General features: G+C 43.3%; 13 protein-coding genes and 2 tRNA genes. 7 read left to right on the forward strand and 8 right to left on the reverse strand.

Annotation, left to right across the window (positions count from 1 at the left end):
* Nucleotides 1–924 (reverse strand): homoserine kinase, encoded by a 924-nt coding sequence (locus tag D2U88_RS13205; RefSeq protein ID WP_119641041.1) that lies wholly within the window; start codon nt 922–924, stop codon nt 1–3.
* Nucleotides 925–926: 2 nt separating this feature from the next.
* Nucleotides 927–3,371 (reverse strand): bifunctional aspartate kinase/homoserine dehydrogenase I, encoded by a 2,445-nt coding sequence (thrA, locus tag D2U88_RS13210; protein WP_119641042.1) that lies wholly within the window; start codon nt 3,369–3,371, stop codon nt 927–929.
* A gap of 260 nt (nt 3,372–3,631) precedes the next feature.
* Between thrA and D2U88_RS13215 the strand changes: the two genes are divergently transcribed.
* On the forward strand, nt 3,632–5,167 hold the full coding sequence (locus tag D2U88_RS13215) for an NAD(P)H-hydrate dehydratase (protein WP_119641043.1): 1,536 nt from the start codon (nt 3,632–3,634) through the stop codon (nt 5,165–5,167).
* On the opposite strand, the gene D2U88_RS13220 is transcribed toward D2U88_RS13215, so the two are convergent.
* Both D2U88_RS13220 and D2U88_RS13225 read right to left on the reverse strand, forming a co-directional pair.
* Complete coding sequence (locus tag D2U88_RS13220; RefSeq protein ID WP_119641044.1) at nt 5,164–5,583, reverse strand: STAS/SEC14 domain-containing protein; 420 nt, start codon at nt 5,581–5,583, stop codon at nt 5,164–5,166. The genes D2U88_RS13215 and D2U88_RS13220 overlap by 4 nt on opposite strands.
* A 154-nt stretch (nt 5,584–5,737) precedes the next feature.
* On the reverse strand, nt 5,738–8,293 hold the full coding sequence (locus tag D2U88_RS13225; protein WP_119641076.1) for an ATP-dependent Clp protease ATP-binding subunit: 2,556 nt from the start codon (nt 8,291–8,293) through the stop codon (nt 5,738–5,740).
* A 260-nt stretch (nt 8,294–8,553) separates the two neighbouring features.
* Between D2U88_RS13225 and gyrA the strand changes: the two genes are divergently transcribed.
* Nucleotides 8,554–11,079, forward strand: a complete 2,526-nt coding sequence (gene gyrA / locus D2U88_RS13230; protein ID WP_119641045.1) for a DNA gyrase subunit A — start codon at nt 8,554–8,556, stop codon at nt 11,077–11,079.
* A gap of 34 nt (nt 11,080–11,113) precedes the next feature.
* On the forward strand, nt 11,114–12,376 hold the full coding sequence (locus tag D2U88_RS13235; protein ID WP_119641046.1) for a tetratricopeptide repeat protein: 1,263 nt from the start codon (nt 11,114–11,116) through the stop codon (nt 12,374–12,376).
* Nucleotides 12,377–12,425: 49 nt separating this feature from the next.
* Here the strand turns inward: D2U88_RS13235 and D2U88_RS13240 are convergent, their stop codons facing one another.
* Both D2U88_RS13240 and D2U88_RS13245 read right to left on the reverse strand, forming a co-directional pair.
* Entirely contained in the window at nt 12,426–13,175 is a 750-nt protein-coding gene (locus tag D2U88_RS13240) for a C40 family peptidase (RefSeq protein WP_119641047.1), read from the reverse strand.
* Between the two features lie 18 nt (nt 13,176–13,193).
* Entirely contained in the window at nt 13,194–14,369 is a 1,176-nt protein-coding gene (locus D2U88_RS13245; RefSeq protein WP_119641048.1) for an acetyl-CoA C-acyltransferase, read from the reverse strand.
* A 113-nt stretch (nt 14,370–14,482) separates the two neighbouring features.
* Between D2U88_RS13245 and D2U88_RS13250 the strand changes: the two genes are divergently transcribed.
* From D2U88_RS13250 to D2U88_RS13265, 4 genes are all read left to right on the forward strand, one after another.
* Entirely contained in the window at nt 14,483–16,519 is a 2,037-nt protein-coding gene (locus D2U88_RS13250; protein WP_119641049.1) for an HD family phosphohydrolase, read from the forward strand.
* A gap of 112 nt (nt 16,520–16,631) precedes the next feature.
* Nucleotides 16,632–16,715 (forward strand) — tRNA-Ser (locus D2U88_RS13255).
* A gap of 18 nt (nt 16,716–16,733) precedes the next feature.
* Nucleotides 16,734–16,808: transfer RNA gene (locus D2U88_RS13260), tRNA-Pro, on the forward strand.
* 228 nt (nt 16,809–17,036) lie between these two features.
* The gene (locus tag D2U88_RS13265; protein ID WP_119641050.1) at nt 17,037–18,293 is read left to right on the forward strand and encodes a site-specific integrase; all 1,257 of its coding nucleotides are present in this window, start codon (nt 17,037–17,039) and stop codon (nt 18,291–18,293) included.
* A 181-nt stretch (nt 18,294–18,474) separates the two neighbouring features.
* On the opposite strand, the gene D2U88_RS13270 is transcribed toward D2U88_RS13265, so the two are convergent.
* Together D2U88_RS13270 and D2U88_RS13275 are read right to left on the reverse strand one after the other, a co-directional pair.
* Nucleotides 18,475–19,101: a hypothetical protein gene (locus D2U88_RS13270; protein ID WP_119641051.1), complete on the reverse strand. Its 627-nt coding sequence runs from the start codon at nt 19,099–19,101 to the stop codon at nt 18,475–18,477.
* A 208-nt stretch (nt 19,102–19,309) separates the two neighbouring features.
* Complete coding sequence (locus D2U88_RS13275) at nt 19,310–20,614, reverse strand: PDDEXK family nuclease (protein WP_119641052.1); 1,305 nt, start codon at nt 20,612–20,614, stop codon at nt 19,310–19,312.
* Between the last annotated feature and the right edge of the window lie 12 nt (nt 20,615–20,626).

A 20,626-nucleotide genomic window follows, 5' to 3' on the forward strand; every position in this document is an offset into this window, starting at 1 on the left:
CTATGCAATTTTTTTAACCCCTTGGGTGTTGATTTTGGAAATATGGATGTCAAAAGGAATCCCAAATTTCGAATAGGTTTCTTTCATAGATTCGGCTACCGATTTAGCGGTTTCCAAACCTTTACTTAAGGCAAAAATGGAAGGTCCGGAACCTGAAATTCCGCACCCCAAAGCACCAGTATCCAATGCATTGGCCTTAATTTCGTCAAATCCAGGAATCAAAATGGAACGGATAGGCTCCACGATATGGTCTTGTAACGATCGTCCTATAAGGTCGTAATCCTTTTGGAAAAGTCCAGCGATAAGTCCACCCACATTACCCCATTGTTTGATTCCTTTTTCCAATGAAATGGTGGTCTTCAAAATTTTCCGGGAGTCGGATGTCTTCACTTCGATTTGAGGATGAATTACCGTGGCCACCAATTCCGATGGTGTTGGAATGGGTATGATGTCCAATGGATCATAGCTTCTCACCAAGGTGAAACCCCCATAAATAGCTGGTGCCACGTTATCGGCATGGGCCACGTCACTGGCCAGTTTTTCGCCCTGCATGGCAAATTTCACCAATTGCAAAGGGGAGAAGGGTCTACCCAGTAATTCGTTCATGGCCCAAACGGCACCAGCAGAACTTGCCGCGCTGCTACCAATTCCACTTCCAGGTTTAATACGTTTATCGATTTCGATTTCAAAACCGCCATTATAATCACTTTCTTGTAAAAGGGCCAAACCCGCCACGCCTGAAACATTTTTTTCCGTTTCCAAAGGAAGGTCCTGACCTAAAATCTTTACAATCCGGATGCCTTTTTCTTCAGTTTTTCTTACGATCATCTCATCCCCAACAGAATCCAAGGCAAGTCCGAGCACATCGAACCCACAAGAGACGTTGGCAATGGTGGCGGGGCAGAATACTTTAATTTCTTCCATGGTCAAAAGTTTCCGATTCGGATGATATCGGCAAAGATACCTGATGCGGTTACATCCGCGCCAGCTCCTGCTCCTTTAATGATCAAGGGTTGGTTCGGATATCGCTCTGTAAAGAAAAGTACAATGTTATCACTTCCTTCCAGATTGTAAAAGTCATGACCTTTTGGGATTTTTTGCAATCCCACTTTCGCCTTACCGTCTTCAAATTGCGCCACATATTTCAATTTACTGTCCACATCGGCAGCATCCTTGTACAACTTTTGGAAGTCTCCTTCATGTTTTTTTAAAGACTCAAAAAAGGCGTCATTGGAATTGGTTTCCAAGCTTTCCTTTGGCAAGAAGGATACATTTTCAATGTCTTCGATGTTCAATTGGTGTCCACTTTCACGGGCCAAGATCAATATCTTCCGCATTACATCCACACCACTTAGGTCGATAGTCGGGTCCGGTTCGGTATACCCTTGTTCCTGGGCCTGTTTTACCACGTCGTGAAAGGTAACACTATCATTAAAAGTATTGAACACAAAGTTGAGACTTCCGGACAAGACGGCCTGGATTTTCCTGACTTTGTCACCTGATGCAATGAGATGTTTCAAGGTGTCAATAATCGGTAAACCGGCTCCCACGTTGGTTTCGAAAAGGAATGGGGCATTGTACTGCTTGGCAAGTTGTTTCAATTCCTTGTAAAAATTGTAGTCTGAAGAACAGGCAATTTTATTGCAGGTCACCACGGAAATGCTGTTTCGCAGGTAATCCGCATACGTTTTGGCAACGTCGGAGCTTGCGGTATTGTCCACAAAAACACTGTTTCTATAGTTGAGGGATTTCACTTGATCAAAAAATGCATTTCTGTCCGCAGGTTGTCCTTTGGCCAGAACACTTTCCCAATCTTTTAAGGCAATACCGTTCTCGTCAAAAGCCATGGTCCTGGAATTACTGATTCCTATAACCCTTATATTGAGTTTCAACTCATCTTTCAGGTATTTTTTCTGCTGACGGATTTGATCCAAAAATTTGGCCCCAACATTACCAACTCCCATTACGAAGAGGTTCAACTGCTTGACGTTTTCTTCGAAGAAGGTTTCATGCAATGAGTTGAGCGCTTTTTTAACGTCGTCCTTTTTGATGACAGCGGAAATGTTCCGTTCCGAAGCGCCTTGGGCAATGGCCCTAATGTTCACGTTGTTCTTACCCAGTGTACTGAACATTTTGCCACTCAACCCTTGATGGCTCTTCATGTTATCCCCCACAAGCGCAATGATGGTCAGGTCTTTTTCTACCAAAACCGGTTTGATCTTTCTGCTCTCAATTTCATAGGCGAAAGTTTCATTAACGGCTTCTGTGGCAGCCTCGGCATCGTCATCGGCAATACCCACACAAATGGAATGCTCCGATGAGGCTTGGGTGATGAGCACGATGCTGATATTTTTTAAAGAAAGGGTTTCAAAGAAGCGTTTTGAGATTCCTGGAATGCCCACCATACCCGGTCCTTCCAAAGAAAGCAGACTAATGTTCCCCACATGACTGATGCCTCGCACTGTTTTACCATTGCCATTGTGGTTTTTGGCAATCAGGGTACCCGGATTTTCAGGATCGAAAGTATTTTTGATGGCAATCGGGATTTCCTTGCTCAACACAGGTTGAATGGTTGGCGGATACAAAACCTTTGCGCCAAAGTGGGACAGTTCCATGGCCTCTTCGTAGCTGATATGCGATACACATTTTGCCTGTTTTACCAATCGTGGGTTGGCGGTATACATTCCGCTTACATCGGTCCATATTTCCAATATTTCGGCTTGTTGGGCCGCTGCAATAATGGCGGCGGTATAATCCGATCCACCTCTACCTAAAGTAGTGGAATTACCCATCCTGCTAGAGGAAACAAAGCCAGGCAACACGGTAATCCGATGATTTATGGACGAAAAATAGGCTTGACATTTGGCGTTGGTCTTATCAAAATCAACGTTTGCCTTTCCGTATTGTTCATCAGTGATGATCAGTTCCCTACTATCCTTGAATTGGGCATCCAAACCTTGGGATCTAAAGAACTCACTGATGATGAACGAGGAGAGCAATTCCCCATAGCTGACAATTTTGTCGGATAATTTTGGGGTCAACTCGCCTATCAGGTAACAACCTTCCAAAAGGGTTTCCAAAACATTCAGGTCGCTTTTTACTTGGCTCAATACGCCACTTTGGGATTGTACAGGAAGCAATTCTTTGATGGCGGATAAATGTCTTGCCTCAATCTCTTCCAATCCTTTTTTATAGAATTGATCTTGTTTGGAAGCCAGTTGTGAAGATTGCAAGAGAAGGTCGGTTACTCCACCAAAAGCGGATACGACAACGGCTACTTTTGGATCATCAAGGTTTGCTACAATGGACTTGACCTTGTTTATGTTTTCTGGATTGGCAACAGAAGTGCCGCCAAATTTTAAGACTTTCATGATGAAATATTATTGAAAATAAAATTGTAAAAGGAACAAAAAAACGGACGGATGATATATAGCAGACTTACCCCAAAGGGGTTGTGGTGGTAATAGTGAAGATAGATGAAGAAGCATTCATCCAGCTTAGTTCGATATCCGTTTGTTTTACTTGCATTATTCAATAATGAGGTGATAAATGTAGTACATTTGAATACTTCATCAAATCAATGATGAGATTTTTTGCGAAATCTTTACGAATCATCCATATTTTTTATTGAATGAAAATTTTTTCTGCTTCCCAAATCCAAGATGCTGATAAATCTACAATGCAAAAACAACAAATCTCCAGTGAAGAGCTTATGGAAAGAGCTGCCACCAAGCTGTTTGAGTGGATCCATGCTAGGTTGAGAGGCACCCAAGTAACCCTTAGGCTGTTTTGTGGGATTGGAAATAATGGTGGTGATGGTTTGGTATTGGCCCGGCTTTTACATGAACATGGGTATACCATTCAAGTGTATGTGGTCAACTTCAGCGAAAAGCGTTCCAAGGATTTTTTGTTGAACTTGGAAAGGTTGAAGAGTGCAAAACTATGGCCCGACTTTCTGAACAGTGAAAGTGAACTCCCGCCCATCTCACCTGATGATATCATAGTGGATGCCATATTTGGAATTGGATTGAACCGCGCGCCTAATACTTGGGCGGGCAATTTGATCATGCACATCAACAACTCCAAGGCTTTTGTGCTTTCTGTGGATATTCCATCCGGTTTGCCCACGGATAAGTGCCCATGGAACCCGGATTATGCCATTCGGGCCAGTTATGTACTTACTTTTCAAGCGCCCAAATTGGTATTCTTTTTGCCGGAAACTGGGGTTTTTGTGAATCAATGGGAGCTATTGGATATTGGTCTGGACCCAGAATATATTCAAACAACAGAAACCGATTTTGAATTGATAGGAAGGCCGGAAGTACTTCCCTTATATCGGCCACGGCTTAAATTTTCGCACAAGGGAAATTATGGGCATGCGATTATGGTTGGAGGAAGTTACGGGAAAATTGGTGCCGTTCAATTGGCGAGTGATGCCTGTTTGACTTCAGGTAGTGGATTAGTTTCATCTTATGTGCCGAGATGTGGGTACCAAGTCATTCAAACGGCATTGCCTGAGGTAATGGTATTGACCGATGGCGGGGAAAAGATGATTTCGGAGATTTCCTTTCCCTTTGATCCTACTGTAGTCGGAATCGGGATGGGAATCGGAGTGGATAAAATTACCGCAAATGCTTTTGCGGCCTTACTGAAGACAATGGATAAACCTATGGTCATTGACGCGGATGGATTGAACATCTTGGCCCAAAATCCAAAAATGCTGAAGGATGTACCCGAGCTATCAGTGTTAACGCCTCATCCCAAAGAATTGGAGCGGTTGGTTGGAAAATGGAGCGACGACTTTGAAAAACTTTCTAAGGTAAAGGCTTTTTCAACCCATTATAATGTGGTCGTCGTAATCAAAGGCGCCCATAGCATTACGGTTTACAAGGATAAAGGCTTTGTAAATACCACAGGTAATCCAGGGATGGCGACTGCTGGTAGTGGCGATGTGCTCACGGGCATGATCACCGGGTTGATGGCCCAGGGATATCCTTCCTTGCACGCTGCCATTTTTGGCGTATATCTACATGGATTGGCTGGAGACCTAGGGGTTTCCGAAAATGGATACGAAGCACTAAAAGCCTCGACCATTGTTGCAAATATTGGGAACGCGTTTATGGAATTGCTCAGGCAGCCCGAAGTTGAGCAGCAGGAAGAAGTTTAATCCTTGTTCTTTCCTTTGCTGTTCTTCAACCTTTTTTTAACCCAGGCCAATGCATTGTCAAACTCAATGAAAAATTCCATGTTCTTTTTGTAGAACAGTTTTTCAATCTTGAAGTTGTGCATATCGATTTCCTTCTTGGAAACAATGGCGAAAGCCTTGAGGTTGTTCAATCCCCTCACATAATTATATATGGTGGGGTCAACGGCATAGGAATTTTTACGAAGGCTTATGTAACCAAAATCCTTGTCCCTAAAGTGTATTTCCGATATACCGATGATTTGATAGGCTCTCTCCAGCGTTATGGTAGTACCTTCATCAAAAGAGGAGACCATGTAGTCATCATAAACCTGCACCGTACCAATATCCAAGCGGTACTCGCGCACAACAACGGTCTTCTTTGTAGAAGTAAATTTCATTCCCAAGTGTAATTATAGTGTCTCGTTAACGAAAATAGATGTAATGCGGAGCGAAGGGAAAAAATCTAGATTAAAAGCGCAAATATCGTTTGTATGGTAAATTTGGTCATAAAAAAAGCTGGCCGATGGGCCAGCTTGGTTATGTTGAGGTATTTTAATTCTCCGTTTCAGGTGACTTTTCAGCCTTTTTGATTTTAATGGTGAGTTCATCTTTTTTCTCATCCAGATCCATAAAAATGCTGTCACCTTCTTCTAATTTTGAGTTCACGATTTCCTCTGCCAACGTATCCTCAATATACTTTTGGATAGCTCTTTTTAGAGGCCGGGCCCCATATTGTTTATCAAAGCCTTTTTCGGCGATATAATCCTTGGCCTTGTCAGAAAGTCTAAGATCATACCCGATCTCTTTAATCCTTCCATAGAGTTTGTTCAACTCGATATCGATGATTTTGTGGATGTCTTCCCTTTCCAAAGGATTGAACACGACCACATCGTCGATCCTGTTCAAGAATTCTGGTGCAAAAGCCTTTTTCAAGGCACTTTCGATTACGCTTTTTTGATGGGTATCGGCCTGTGCCTGTTTGGCAGCGGTACCGAAACCAACCCCTTGTCCAAAATCCTTTAATTGTCGGGCACCGATGTTGGAGGTCATGATGATGATGGTGTTCCTAAAATCGATTTTACGACCAAGGCTATCGGTTAAGAAACCATCATCAAGCACTTGCAATAACATGTTGAACACATCTGGGTGCGCTTTTTCAACTTCGTCCAAAAGAACCACAGAATACGGTTTGCGACGTACTTTCTCTGTCAATTGTCCGCCTTCTTCATACCCCACGTATCCTGGAGGTGCTCCTACCAATCTGGATATGGCGAATTTTTCCATGTACTCGCTCATATCGATTCGGATAAGGGCATCTTCGGAATCAAAAAGTTCCTTCGCCAAAATCTTGGCCAACTGGGTCTTACCAACACCGGTCTGGCCCAAAAAGATGAACGATCCAATGGGTTTGTTCGGGTCTTTAAGACCTGCCCTGTTCCGTTGGATGGCTTTGGCCACTTTGGCCACGGCTTCGTCCTGACCTATCACAAAACCTTTGATCAAATCGGGTAATTTGGCCAGTTTGTTGCTTTCGGTCTGAGCTATCCTGTTTACGGGAATGCCGCTCATCATGGAAACCACATCGGCCACATTGTCCTCTGTAACGGTCTCCCTGTGTAGTTTGCTTTCTTCTTCCCAGCGTTCTTGGGCCGTTGCCAAATCTTTTTCAAGACGTTTTTCATCGTCACGCAGTTTGGCAGCTTCCTCGTATTTCTGTTTTTTGACAACACTGTTCTTCAACTCGCGAACATCTTCCAACTGGCTTTCGAGTTCCAAGATTTGCTTGGGTACGTCCATGTTTACGATGTGCACGCGTGAACCGGCCTCATCCAAGGCATCGATGGCCTTGTCCGGCAAGAATCTGTCCGTCATGTACCTATTGGTCAATTTTACACAGGCCATAATGGCTTCATCGGTGTAATTGACATTGTGGTGGTCTTCGTACTTGCCTTTGATGTTCATCAAAATTTCAATGGTTTCCTCAACGGATGTTGGCTCGACCATGACTTTTTGAAAACGGCGTTCCAAGGCACCATCTTTCTCGATATATTGTCTGTATTCATCAAGGGTCGTGGCTCCAATACATTGGATCTCGCCCCTTGCCAAGGCTGGTTTGAACATGTTCGATGCATCCAAACTACCTGTGGCACCACCGGCACCCACAATGGTGTGGATCTCATCGATGAACAAGATAATATCATCATTCTTTTCCAACTCGTTCATTACGGCCTTCATACGCTCTTCAAACTGACCGCGGTACTTGGTTCCTGCTACCAAAGAAGCAAGGTCCAAAGTGACCACACGCTTATTGTACAGGATTCGCGATACTTTTTTGTTGATGATGCGCAGGGCCAATCCCTCGGCAATGGCACTTTTACCAACCCCTGGTTCACCGATCAACAACGGGTTGTTCTTTTTTCTTCGGCTTAAAATCTGCGACACCCGCTCAATTTCCTTTTCCCTTCCCACAACGGGATCCAACTTGTTCTCTTCGGCCAAACGGGTCAAGTCCCGACCAAAGTTGTCCAGAACTGGAGTTTTGGATTTTTTGCTTCCTTTTTGGGCGGAACCGGAACCGAAGGTACTTTCCTTGCCATCTCCCATATCGTCAGCATCACCCGAAAAGGATTCTGCCTGTGGGGAATCTATATAATCGTCGTCGCTGGTGATCATCGATTTGAATTGTTCTTTTACATTATCATAGTCCACTTTCAGCTTATGCAGCAATTTTGTAGTGGGGTCGTTCTCGTTTCTAAGGATACAGAGTAAGAGGTGTGCGGTATTGATGGATGAGCTTTGGAAAAGCTTCGCTTCCAAAAAGGTTGTTTTAAGGGCGCGCTCTGCCTGGCGGGTAAGGTGCAGGTTCTTTTTGTCTTTCTGCATCGTGCCCGTGTTCGGATTTGCAGGACTTAGGATTTCCACCTTTCGGCGAAGGTGTTCCAGGTCCACATCAAGTGCATCCAATATGCTAATGGCCTTGCCATTTCCATCTCTTAAAAGACCAAGCATCAGGTGTTCCGTGCCAATAAAATCATGCCCCAATCTTAGGGCTTCCTCCTTGCTGTATGCTATAACGTCTTTTACTCTGGGGGAAAAATTGTCGTCCATACGTTTCTTTTTCAGCAATTAAAATTAATAAAAGTATTGTTACAGTGGTCAAATACCGTACCCATATTCGATAAAGTAGTGGTAAATGTCGGAATAAAGGTGATTTTTTTACTTGTTTAACAAAGCTTTATCAGCATGTTGGGAACCTGCGTACTATGTTGATAATTTTTTTAATAAACTAAGCGCAAAGCGGTGTAAAAGCTGCTATTTTCTGTATATTGCCATGATATTTTAACCACAAAAAACAATAAGATTTTAGCATGGCGGAAGGAGAAAAGTTAATTCCTATCAACATTGAGGATGAGATGAAATCTGCCTACATCGATTATTCGATGTCGGTCATTGTGTCACGTGCCCTGCCAGATGTTCGTGATGGCCTAAAACCGGTTCACCGAAGGGTCCTCTTCGGAATGCACGAACTGGGTGTGAGGTCAACAAGTGCCCACAAGAAATCTGCCCGTATTGTTGGGGAGGTTTTGGGTAAATACCACCCACACGGTGATACCTCTGTTTATGATACCATGGTGCGTATGGCCCAAGAATGGAGCCTTAGGTACATGTTGGTGGACGGACAGGGTAACTTTGGTTCCGTGGATGGGGACAGCCCCGCGGCCATGCGTTATACCGAGGCCAGGATGCGGAAGATTGCCGACGAGATGTTGGCCGATATCGATAAGGAAACGGTAGACCACCAATTCAATTTTGATGATACGTTACAGGAGCCTACCGTGCTTCCTACTCGTATCCCTAATCTTTTGGTGAACGGTGCTTCCGGTATTGCCGTGGGTATGGCCACCAATATGCCGCCACATAACCTTTCGGAGGTTGTGGATGGCACCATCGCCTATATTGACAATCCTGAAGTAGAAATAGAGGAACTGATCCAACACATCAAGGCTCCCGATTTTCCCACGGGAGGAATCATTTATGGCTATGATGGTGTAAAGGAAGCGTTCCACACCGGCAGAGGAAGGGTGGTGATGCGCGCCAAGGCTTCTTTTGAAGAGGTTCAGGGCAGGGAATGCATCATTGTGACCGAAATCCCTTATCAAGTGAACAAGGCGGACATGATCAAAAAGACGGCCGACCTTGTCAACGAAAAGAAAATTGAAGGTATTGCGTCCATTCGTGACGAATCGGATAGAAAAGGGATGCGTATCGTTTATATCCTTAAGCGCGATGCCATTCCAAATATCGTACTGAACACACTATACAAGTACACTGCCCTTCAATCTTCGTTCAGTGTCAACAATATCGCGTTGGTCAATGGTAGGCCACAGTTGTTGAACTTAAAGGAAATCATCCACCACTTTGTGGAGCACAGGCATGAGGTTGTAGTTAGAAGGACCACGTACGAACTCAAAAAAGCGGAAGACCGTGCCCATATTTTGGAGGGTCTGATCATCGCTTCGGATAATATTGACGAAGTAATCGCCATTATTAGGGCATCATCCAATGTGGACGAAGCGCGTACGAATCTGATGGAACGCTTCAAGTTGACAGAAGTACAGGCCAAGGCCATTGTGGAGATGCGCTTGCGCCAACTTACAGGTCTTGAACAGGACAAGCTTCGTGAAGAGTATGATGAATTGTTGAAGACCATCGAAGATTTGAAGGACATCCTTGACAAGAAAGAGCGTAGGATGCAGATCATCAAAGATGAGTTGTTGGAGGTGAAGGATAAATACGGCGATGAAAGAAGATCCGAGATCAATTATGCCGGGGGTGACCTAAGTATTGAGGATATGATTCCGGATGAGCAGGTGGTCATCACCATTTCCCATGCTGGATATATCAAAAGAACCCCATTGACTGAATACAAAACCCAGAATAGGGGTGGTGTGGGCCAAAAAGCTTCCTCTACGAGAAATGAGGATTTCTTGGAGCATTTGTTTGTTGGGACCAATCACCAGTATATGTTGTTCTTTACCCAAAAAGGAAAATGCTTCTGGATGAGGGTTTATGAAATACCCGAAGGAAGTAGAACCTCTAAAGGTAGGGCCATCCAAAACCTGATCAATATGGAAACGGATGACAAGGTAAAAGCCTTTATCTGTACCCAAGATTTGAAGGACGAGGATTATGTGAACAGCCATTATGTGATTATGGCGACCAAGAAGGGAGTGGTGAAGAAAACTTCTTTGGAGCAATATTCCAGACCACGTCAAAATGGGATCAATGCCATTACAGTAAGGGACGGAGACGAGTTGCTCGAGGCCAAATTGACTACTGGTACCAGCCAAATTTTCCTAGGATTGAAATCCGGTAAGGCCATACGTTTTGAAGAAAGCAAGACCCGACCTATGGGTAGGAATGCTTCTGGTGTACGGGGGATAACCTTGGCCGATGACAACGATGAAGTAATAGGCATGGTGTCCGTACATAACTTGGAGGACGATATCTTGGTAGTTTCCGAGAATGGTTATGGTAAACGTTCCAACATGGACGATTACAGGATTACCAATAGAGGTGGAAAAGGAGTGAAGACCATTTCGATCACCGATAAGACCGGCGGTCTTGTGGCCATTAAAAATGTCACCGATACCGATGATTTGATGATCATCAATAAATCAGGAATTGCCATCAGAATGAGCGTGGAAGACCTAAGGGTCATGGGACGTGCCACACAAGGAGTGCGACTCATCAATCTAAAAGGAGGAGATTCCATTGCCGCGGTGGCCAAAGTCATGAAAGAAGATGATCCCATGGATGATACCAATATCTTGGATATCGAAGTAAAAGGGGAAGATGGCACGGCTATTGAAGGTGAAAACGAAAACAATTAATAATCGATAAACACTAAATAATTATTTTTTTGACATGAAGACTAAAGTTTTGATATTACTTGCCATAGGGGTTTCTACGATGGGATTTGCCCAGAAGGATGAAATCAAGGCGGCCGAAAAAGCCATGAAGAGCGGGGATGCCGCAGCCGCTTTGGCAGCCCTAGAAAGCGCGGCTTCGACCATAGATGCCGCCGATGAAAAGCTTCAGGCCCAGTATTATGCCGACCTGGGGAATGCCAACTATGATTTGGCCCAAAAAGGAGATGCTTCTAAGTTCAAAGCTGCTTTGGATGCCTACAACAAGGTAATTTCTGTGGAAGAGACCAGTGGAAAAGCCAAGTATACCTCAGTTGCTAAGGAAAAAATGTCCCAAATGACAGCTGATTTGGTAAATGCGGCTGTTGAGGACAACAACAATCAGAAGTTTGCAGAGGCAGCCGACAAACTCTACATGAGCTATAAACTTAGTCCAAAGGATACTGTTTATCTATACTATGCTGCTAGCAGTGCGGTAAACGGACAGGAATACGAAAAGGCCTTGGACTATTACAATGAACTGAAGGACATTAATTACGACGGTAGTGATGTTACCTATACGGCTGTAAATGTTTCGACCGGGGAAACCGAGACTATGGACAAGTCAACCCGTGATCTGTATGTAAAAGCAGGAACCCACAAGGATCCAAAAGAGGAGAAAAGTCCTTCCAAAAAACCTGAAATTGTTAAAAACATTGCATTGATTTACCAGCAATTGGGGAACAATGATAAAGCTCTGGAAGCCTATACCGATGCAAGGGCCGAGAATCCAGAAGATGTGAATTTGGTTTTGGGTGAAGCAAACCTGTATTATACTCTGGGAAACAAGGACAAATTCAAAGAATTAATGGCCGAAGCATCGAATATGGCCCCAGATAATCCAGACTTGTTGTACAACATAGGTGTGATCAACATGGAGCAAGGAAATTTGGAAGCCGCTAGGGATGCCTATAAAAAAGCATTATCCGTAGACCCAGGTTACATCAATGCGCTTTTGAACCTTTCCACTACTTATATCAATGAAGGAAATGGGTTGATCGATGAAATGAACGCTTTGGGAACCTCTAAGGCCGATATCGCTAAATATGACGAGTTAAAGGATAAAAAGGATAGTCTTTTCAAGGAAGGCGCAAAGGTTTTGGAAGATGCCCTAAAATCAAATCCGGATAACCAAAGTGTTCTTACCCAGTTGAAGAACATTTATGGTGCTTTGGGTGATACCGAAAACTTTATGAGAATTAAAAAGCTATTGGGGGAATAATCCAATACTTTCCAATAAAAAAGGGGCCGATTTTCGGTCCCTTTTTTTATTATATGATCTTTTTAATGACCCTCAATTTGTGGGTGTACAACTTTTCTTCTGTATTGAAGATTCCCGTGTGATCCAGACGATCAATTCTTACATGTCCGTTCACATGAATGATGTAATTGTCTTTCAAAATGATTCCTACATGGTCTATTATCCCTTCGTTATTATCAAAAAAAGCTAAATCCCCAGGTTCACTTTCCTCAATGAAACTTAGTGCCTCTCCTTGTTTGGACTGTCCTCCTGCCGTGCGTTCCAAGGCATATCCATTGATTTTATAGACCATCTGTGCCAATCCGGAGCCATCTATTCCGAAAGGTGATTTGCCACCTGCCAGATAGGGAGCCTTCAAGTAAAGGAACGCCGTGTCCACCAAACTTTCCTTGTTTTTCTTTCCTTCAAAAATATGTCCTTCGAACGTATGGTGTAGCAGTGAAGCAGGTTCTGCCATTGATCCCAACAATATGGGCAACAACATACCATCATGCGTACAAACATGTGAAATGATATCCGCAGAAATATGGGAAGCTGTTTTATCAAACCCCTCGAATTCTTCCTCGGAAATCAGCGTAATCTGGTTGTTGGTGACCCAACCTTCAAAGTTGTCATAAGCCACCCGAATCCTGCTCCATTTTTTCCGGCTTTCCAGAACCTTGAAATGTTCCCCATATAAGAGTTGGGATGACATTTCGGCACAATCGTCCGGATTTGTTCTAATGGGAACAATGCTCAGAGGGCAAATTCCATATTGCATTTACTATCAATTGAATCTCTAATTTCTTTTCAGGACAATGGCCGAAGCTCCACCACCACCATTACAAATGGCCGCTGCTCCCAATGTTGCATTGTTCTGTTCCAATATGTTCAATAATGTTATGGTGATCCTGGCTCCTGAACAGCCCAGAGGATGTCCTAAAGAAACAGCCCCGCCGTTTACATTGACCTTGGAATCGTCCAACCCGAGAAGCTTCATGTTTGCCAATCCAACTACGGCAAAAGCTTCGTTGAACTCAAAATAATCGATTTCATCCAAGGAAACACCGGCACGATCCAAAGCCTTTGGCAAAGCCTTGGCAGGTGCTGTGGTGAACCATTCGGGTTCCTGTGCGGCATCGGCATAGCCTAAAATGGTAGCCAAGGGTTTCAATCCCAATTCGGAAGCTTTTTCCTCGCTCATCAATACTACTGCGGCAGCACCGTCATTAATGGTGGATGCGTTGGCCGCGGTTACTGTACCTTCTTTGGTAAAGGCCGGGCGAAGGGAAGGAATCTTGTCCAATTTCACATTTTTGTATTCTTCATCCTCGCTCACCAAAATAGGTTCGCCCCTTCTTTGGGGTACTTCAACGGGAACCACTTCGTTGTCAAATTTCCCGCTTTTCCATGCTTCGGCAGATCTTTGGTAAGATTGGATGGCATAGGCATCCTGATCTTCCCTACTAAATCCGTATTTAGCGGCACATGCATCTCCACATACGCCCATGGCATTTTGATCATAGGCATCCACAAGTCCGTCCTTTTGCATCCCATCCAACAAAGTGGCCGGACCAAACTTGGTGCCGCTACGCATATAGGCATAATGGGGTATCAAACTCATATTTTCCATACCTCCGGCAACAACAATGGAGTTTTCACCCAAAGCAATGGATTGGGCTCCTTGCATAATCGATTTCATACCTGAGGCACATACTTTATTGACTGTTGTACAGGGAACGGTGTTCGGTATACCTGCATAAATGGCGGCCTGTCTGGCAGGGGCTTGTCCTGTACCTGCCTGTACCACATTGCCCATAAGGACTTCCTCTACCATTTCAGGCTTTAGGTTGATCTTTTCCATTGCGCCTTTAATGGCCACTGCGCCCAATTTTGGGGCCGGAACCGTGGAAAGGGCGCCCATAAAACTCCCAATTGGGGTCCTGGCGGCCGATACGATCACAACTTTTTTCATATGTGCATTTTTACTCCTGCGAAAATACTAAATTTAAATGCAAAGCTCTAAGATGTGAGGCAAGGGCACTTCTTATTAATATTTTCTATTTTTGATGTCAACAGCAAAACGGAATGGGAAAAACTTTGGATAATGTATACAAGCACCAGTCATTGGCCTACAAGTATTTTCTCTATGTGGTTTCCATTGCCCTTATTGTTTTCTTTTTTCCGAAGGGAGGCAAGTTTAAGTACGAGTTTCAAAAAGGAAAACCCTGGCAGTATGAGAATCTGTATGCCCCCATTGATTTCTCCATTAAAAAGTCCCAAGAAGAAATAGCGGAGGAGCAACAGTCCATCCGAAACGGTAAGACAGATTACTTCACTTTTGATGCTGCCGTTGTGGCCGATGTCAACGGAGAAGTTGACAAAGGTTTGACAACCCTGTTTCAGTCGGATTCCTATACTTCCCAGCAAAGGAGAGCTCTATCCCGATTGGCTCAAGATATTTTGGAAGAAGTGTATGCAGCGGGTATTTTCCCAACCATACCAGAGTCCAAATCCGTGGTAGTGGTCAAGAACAATGAGGCACAGCCCATGGCTCCTGGCAATTATTTGGATATAGACAAGGCCAAACAATTGGTGGAGGAACGTTTTTCCAATTTGGGCATATCGGGAGCGATGAATGCATCTAGATTGGTACAGAATAGCATTAAGCCCAATCTTTTGTATGATGAGGCTCTGACCCAGAGCGCTTTGAATGATGAACTTTCCAAAATTTCGTACACTAGGGGAGAGGTGGCCCAAGGAAAATTGATCATTGCAAAGGGGGAAATCGTCGAAGCAGAGGATTTTAAAGTTTTGAATTCCCTAAAAGATGAGTATGAGTCAGAGCTTTGGCTTGGGAATAATTACTATTTCATTCTATTGGGATATACCATTTTGGTAGCCCTGGTTTTAATCATGTTGTTCTTGTTTCTGAAGCGATACAGGAACGAAATCTATAGGAACAACAACAAGGTCACCTTCATCTTTTTCAATATCCTGTTGATGGTCCTGGCCACAACGTTGATGGTGAAGCATTATGAGGATTATATTTATGTGGTGCCCCTGTGTATTCTCCCTCTTATTTTAAAGAATTTTTTTGATGCCAGATTGGGACTGTTCGCCCATGTGCTTACCGTATTGATTCTGGGGTTTGTGGTCCCCAACAGCTTTGAGTACATCTTTTTGCAGATCATTGCGGGTATCGTGACCATTTTAACGGCTTCTGAGCTCTATAAAAGAGCCAATCTATTCATTTCTGTTGGGCAGATTACCTTGATTTATATTATTGGATATTTTGCCTTCCATGCAATTCACGAGGGAAATCTGGAAAATATTGAATGGATCCTTTTTGGTGTTTTTGTGTTGAATGGACTTTTGACCCTTTTTGCACAGCCTTTGATCTATATGTTCGAGAAAATATTTGGGCTTGTTTCGGATGTTTCCTTGTTGGAGCTTTCCGACACCAATTCCAAATTGTTAAAGGAGCTATCGGACAAGGCACCTGGAACATTTCACCATTCCTTGCAGGTGGCTAACTTGGCGGAGGCTGCCGCCAATGAGATAGGGGCAAATGCCATGTTGGTCAGGGTAGGGGCACTTTATCATGATGTGGGGAAAATGGAACACCCGACCTATTTTACAGAAAACCAGATCACTAATGTTAACCCTCACGATGATCTACCTCCAAAGGAAAGTGCGAAGATTATCATCGAGCATGTAATCCACGGTATAGAAATAGCACGAAAGAATAATATTCCGGATAGGGTCATTGATTTTATTAGGACCCATCATGGAACCACTTTGGTGTATTACTTCTTTAAAAAACAACAGGAATTGGAACAAGGGGCAAGCGAGGAGGACTTCCGCTACCCGGGCCCCATTCCTTTTTCTAGGGAAACGGCCATTTTAATGATGTCCGACGCTGTGGAGGCCGCTTCCAAGAGTTTGAAGAACCCTACATTTACAATCATTGATGATTTTGTGGAGAAGATTGTAAAAGGGCAGATGCAGGCCAATCAGTTTTTGAATGCGAACATAACCCTTAAGGAGATAGAAATGGTAAAGAAGGTATTGAAGCAAAAGCTGACGAATATTTATCATTTACGAGTGGAATATCCTGAATAACGGGAACTTGACAATTATTGTTCCAAAAAAATGAAAAAATAGTTGCGATCTTTCTTTTGAAAAGGTACATTTGCATCCGCATTTTTAGAATGCACGTTCATAACAAGAATTAGGAGAGGTGCCGGAGTGGTAACGGAGCAGATTGCTAATCTGTCATCGGGTAACCGATGCCTGGGTTCGAGTCCCAGTCTCTCCGCTTTTTCCTTATACAGCTCGGGGTGTAGCGTAGCCCGGTTATCGCGCCTGCTTTGGGAGCAGGAGGTCGCAGGTTCGAATCCTGCCACCCCGACTTTTAGGGTTTCAACAGAAACCTAAAAAAGGTTAATCAAATGAATTTCAAGAAATTACATTTTTTTTGAATTCATTTGATTGCCTTTAAAACCAAAACAAAAGTTACCTATTCGGTTACCTGTTTTTAACCGATTTTTTTCACTACTTTGGTAACCCATCAGCATTTGACTTTCGTTTCGATTTGACTTTCAAAAAAAAATCGAATATTCACCTAAAGCGAGAGTCTATGGACACTTCAAGAACTTTCAGTATTCATTTTTGGCTGAACCTGGCCAAAAAAAACGATGATTTGGCACCCATTTATGCGCGGGTGACCGTGGATGGAAAGCGTGCCGAAATCAGTCTAAAACGCACAACAAAAGTTACCTTTTGGGATACCAAAGCAAAAAAAACCACAGCAAGGACTCCTGAGGGAAAGGAACTGAACGACTATTTGGATCAAGTACAGGCAAAGTTATTGGCCTGTTACAAGCAAATGTCATCCGATTTTGAACTTATTACCGCACAATCGATAAAATCAAGATTTCTTGGAACGGATGAAAAACACAAAACTTTATTGGAACTTGTGACCTATCATAACAACAATGTGGGAGGTAGCATAAGGCCGGGTACCATGAAGAACTACTTCACCACGGAAAAATACATCAAAAAGTTCCTGCTCCAGTCCCAAAGGACGGGGGATATCTATCTCAAGCACCTACGATATAGCTTTATCATCGATTTTGAACAATTCCTGAGAAAGGGGCCATCGTTGCAGAACAAAAATCCATTGAACAACAACGGGGTGATGAAACATTTGGAGCGGCTGCGCAAACTGATGAACCTGGCCCTTGATCTGGAATGGGTGGAAAAGAATCCTTTTGCCAGATATAAATTAAAGTTCCATAAGCACCAAAGCGATTTTTTATTGAAACATGAGCTTGACACTTTCAGAAATGCAAGGACAATTGACCAGGGACATGAGTTCGTTCGGGACGTATTTGTATTTTCTTGTTATACGGGACTGTCCTATATCGATGTCAAACGATTGGGGAGGAACAATGTGGTCTTGGGCATGGACGGTAAGTTCTGGCTGTCGCTGGAAAGAACAAAGACACGACATCCGGTAAAGGTCCCCCTGTTGGAAGAGGCCATGGAAATTTTGGAACGTTACCGGGATAGGCCCTGTGCGGAGAACAATGCGTTGTTGCCTGTCTATTCAAACCAAAAGGTGAATATGTACCTCAAGGACATAGCCCAAGACCTTGGAATTGAAAAGAGGCTTACCTTCCATTCGGCCAGACATACTTTTGCCACCACGGTAACACTTTCAAATGGGGTCCCCATAGCGACCGTTTCAAAATTGTTGGGCCATACCAAGATCACAACTACCCAAATTTATGCCAGGGTACTTGAGGACAAGATCAGTGCCGATATGGAGGGGTTGAGGACTGTATTGAAAGAAGGGAAAACCAATAAGGAGAAAAGGATCTCGGGATGGTAAGAAAGGTCTGCCCCCTTTGAAGAATTGATCTGGAAATCTTTAGTGCGGCCTTTTTGGACAATTAGGGTCCCATGGACCACTGGGTTAATTTCCAAGTGTAATTTGGCCATGGAAGACTCCTAACGTGATCCCTATTTTATGGCCCAATGGGGAATGGATCGGCGATAGGCCATTCAGGTATTTACATGGGATCGATGTTCATGATAAAAAAACTTTCATTTTGAACGGGGATTTTTTGAAAGCCACATTTTTCATAAAAAGAATCCAAGGATTGTTGGGCGGAATGAAATTCCGGATTCAGCTGATCCAATCCAAACTCTTGGAATCTTGGTTTGTCCTTTATGCTGATATCATGTTGTTTGGGAAAGCTCTGCAATGCCACATAGCCACATTTTCCCTTAAAAAAGGTTATGATACCTGATATTATTTCCTTTCCAAATCCTTTGCCCCTAAAATCGGGGAATAATATTATTTCATGGATTACCAGGATGTTGTTGTTAAAACTTGGACCTATTTGATCTTTCAAATCAATGCTCATATCACCGGTTCCAGAATCTAGTATGGCATTGCCAAGCCTTATGGTATCCATGGACCTATCAAAGGCATCATACAAATTGAAACCAAGGTCTATAAAGGAGTCATTATAATAATGGAGCTGGACCTCCCCGACCTTTGTACGGGTATCATGGCAATCATATGCATAAATTTCGCCATGGATTTCCTCAACATTGGGAAATTCACTGTTTTCAAGGTCCAGACAATGGGAAAACTTATAATCTATATGAAAATAAAGAGGCACCTCTTTCATTTTAAGGGAATGCCTTCAAATCTACGGAGATTTATAAAAATAAGATTGGGTTGGCTACAAAGTAGATTTTTTATTAGTGATAATTGACATTAAATTAACGATGGGTCGGTTTCCCGATTATATTTTCGCACATAGAGAATCCGTATTGGATAATCTAAGTCAGTTTGAGTTAGTTGGTTAAAACCAGTGCATTGCACTGGTTTTTTTTTTAGTTGATCTGTATGCCTGCTTTGCGCAATTTTCCCAAAACGAGGTCTTTTGTAATCTCTTCATCATAGAAGAACTCCATCAATCGATATCCCAGTGTTTTACAAATTTCCTTCTTCTTTTGGTCGTTGTGTTTTTGCCGTTCAAGATTTTCCGTACCTCCCCAATGTTCAATGGCCTTAAAATGTTGGATTCCCTGATATTCAACACCCAGCCTGTATTCCGGGATCCAAATATCCAATTCAAGCCCCCCAAGTTCTTTGCCCCGGTAGTGGAACACAACCTCCGTGCCATGGAAAATTTCATCCAGGATTCTAAATAGTAAGGTTTCTGTGGTCCACCGTTCCCCAATTCCATGGAACCCGAACCTCGCCCTCAATTCATTTTCCGATACTTTGTTGTCCGATTCATTGAATGAGAAAATGCTTCCGGACCTTTTTTTGTTCATCAGATATTGGTAGGGCAAAAACTTGATCAAAAAACTGGAGTGGTACATACTGTTGCCATACTCCAATTGTGGTACTGTACCGGTGCACAAATGACAAATGCCGTCCTTATATTGTATGTCCATTATTTGACGATTTATAAAATCATAGTGCTCAAGTTTGGGAGTGAAACGATAAAAGTCCTGTTGCCAATCAATATGGTTCTCAAAACAGGTGCAGGTAAACAATTTCCCCGATTTTCTGCAGGTGAACATCATTGGGTAGGACATGGTGCTGAAGCATACTTCGTCCAAAATGGGCCTATCGTCCATTTGATCGATCAGGTCACTGATGACCTTTTGAACGGCCTGGTGGTCAAAGTGAACCCCGACCAAGGCGATAAAAGGCTTTCTCTTTTTTGGACCCATATCCGCTGAGTACCCTACAATTTTTATTTCATCGGATTCCTTGACCAGAAAATCAAATTCCCTTGTTTTTAGGGGAACAATGAAATTACCGAGACTGAAACCTTCGTTCCGCCGGAATGTCTCCAAGGTGTAATAGGCCGAAAACAGACCAAATTGGTAGTTGATGCTGCCAAGGCTGTGGAAGTCATGTCCGTACCTGGCGCAAAAATCTATGTCCAATAGCGCGCCATTGGGCGCCTTGATCGGGGATACTTGTGTAAATGCCCCTCCCAATAGTTTGGTGGAGTCCGACATTTTTACCGGACCAATTTCTATATGGTTCTTTTCAAGCGCGTCATATATCCTTTCAAGGAACAACCTTCTCAGGTCCAAAAAGAGATTCGTCCTGTTATCGAGGGTTATGGAATCACTTATCAATGATGAAAGGTCGATGCTGCCAAGGTCCAAGGTCATGGGGAATATTTT

The organism is Flagellimonas aequoris (genome assembly GCF_003584165.1).
Classification (GTDB): domain Bacteria; phylum Bacteroidota; class Bacteroidia; order Flavobacteriales; family Flavobacteriaceae; genus Flagellimonas; species Flagellimonas aequoris.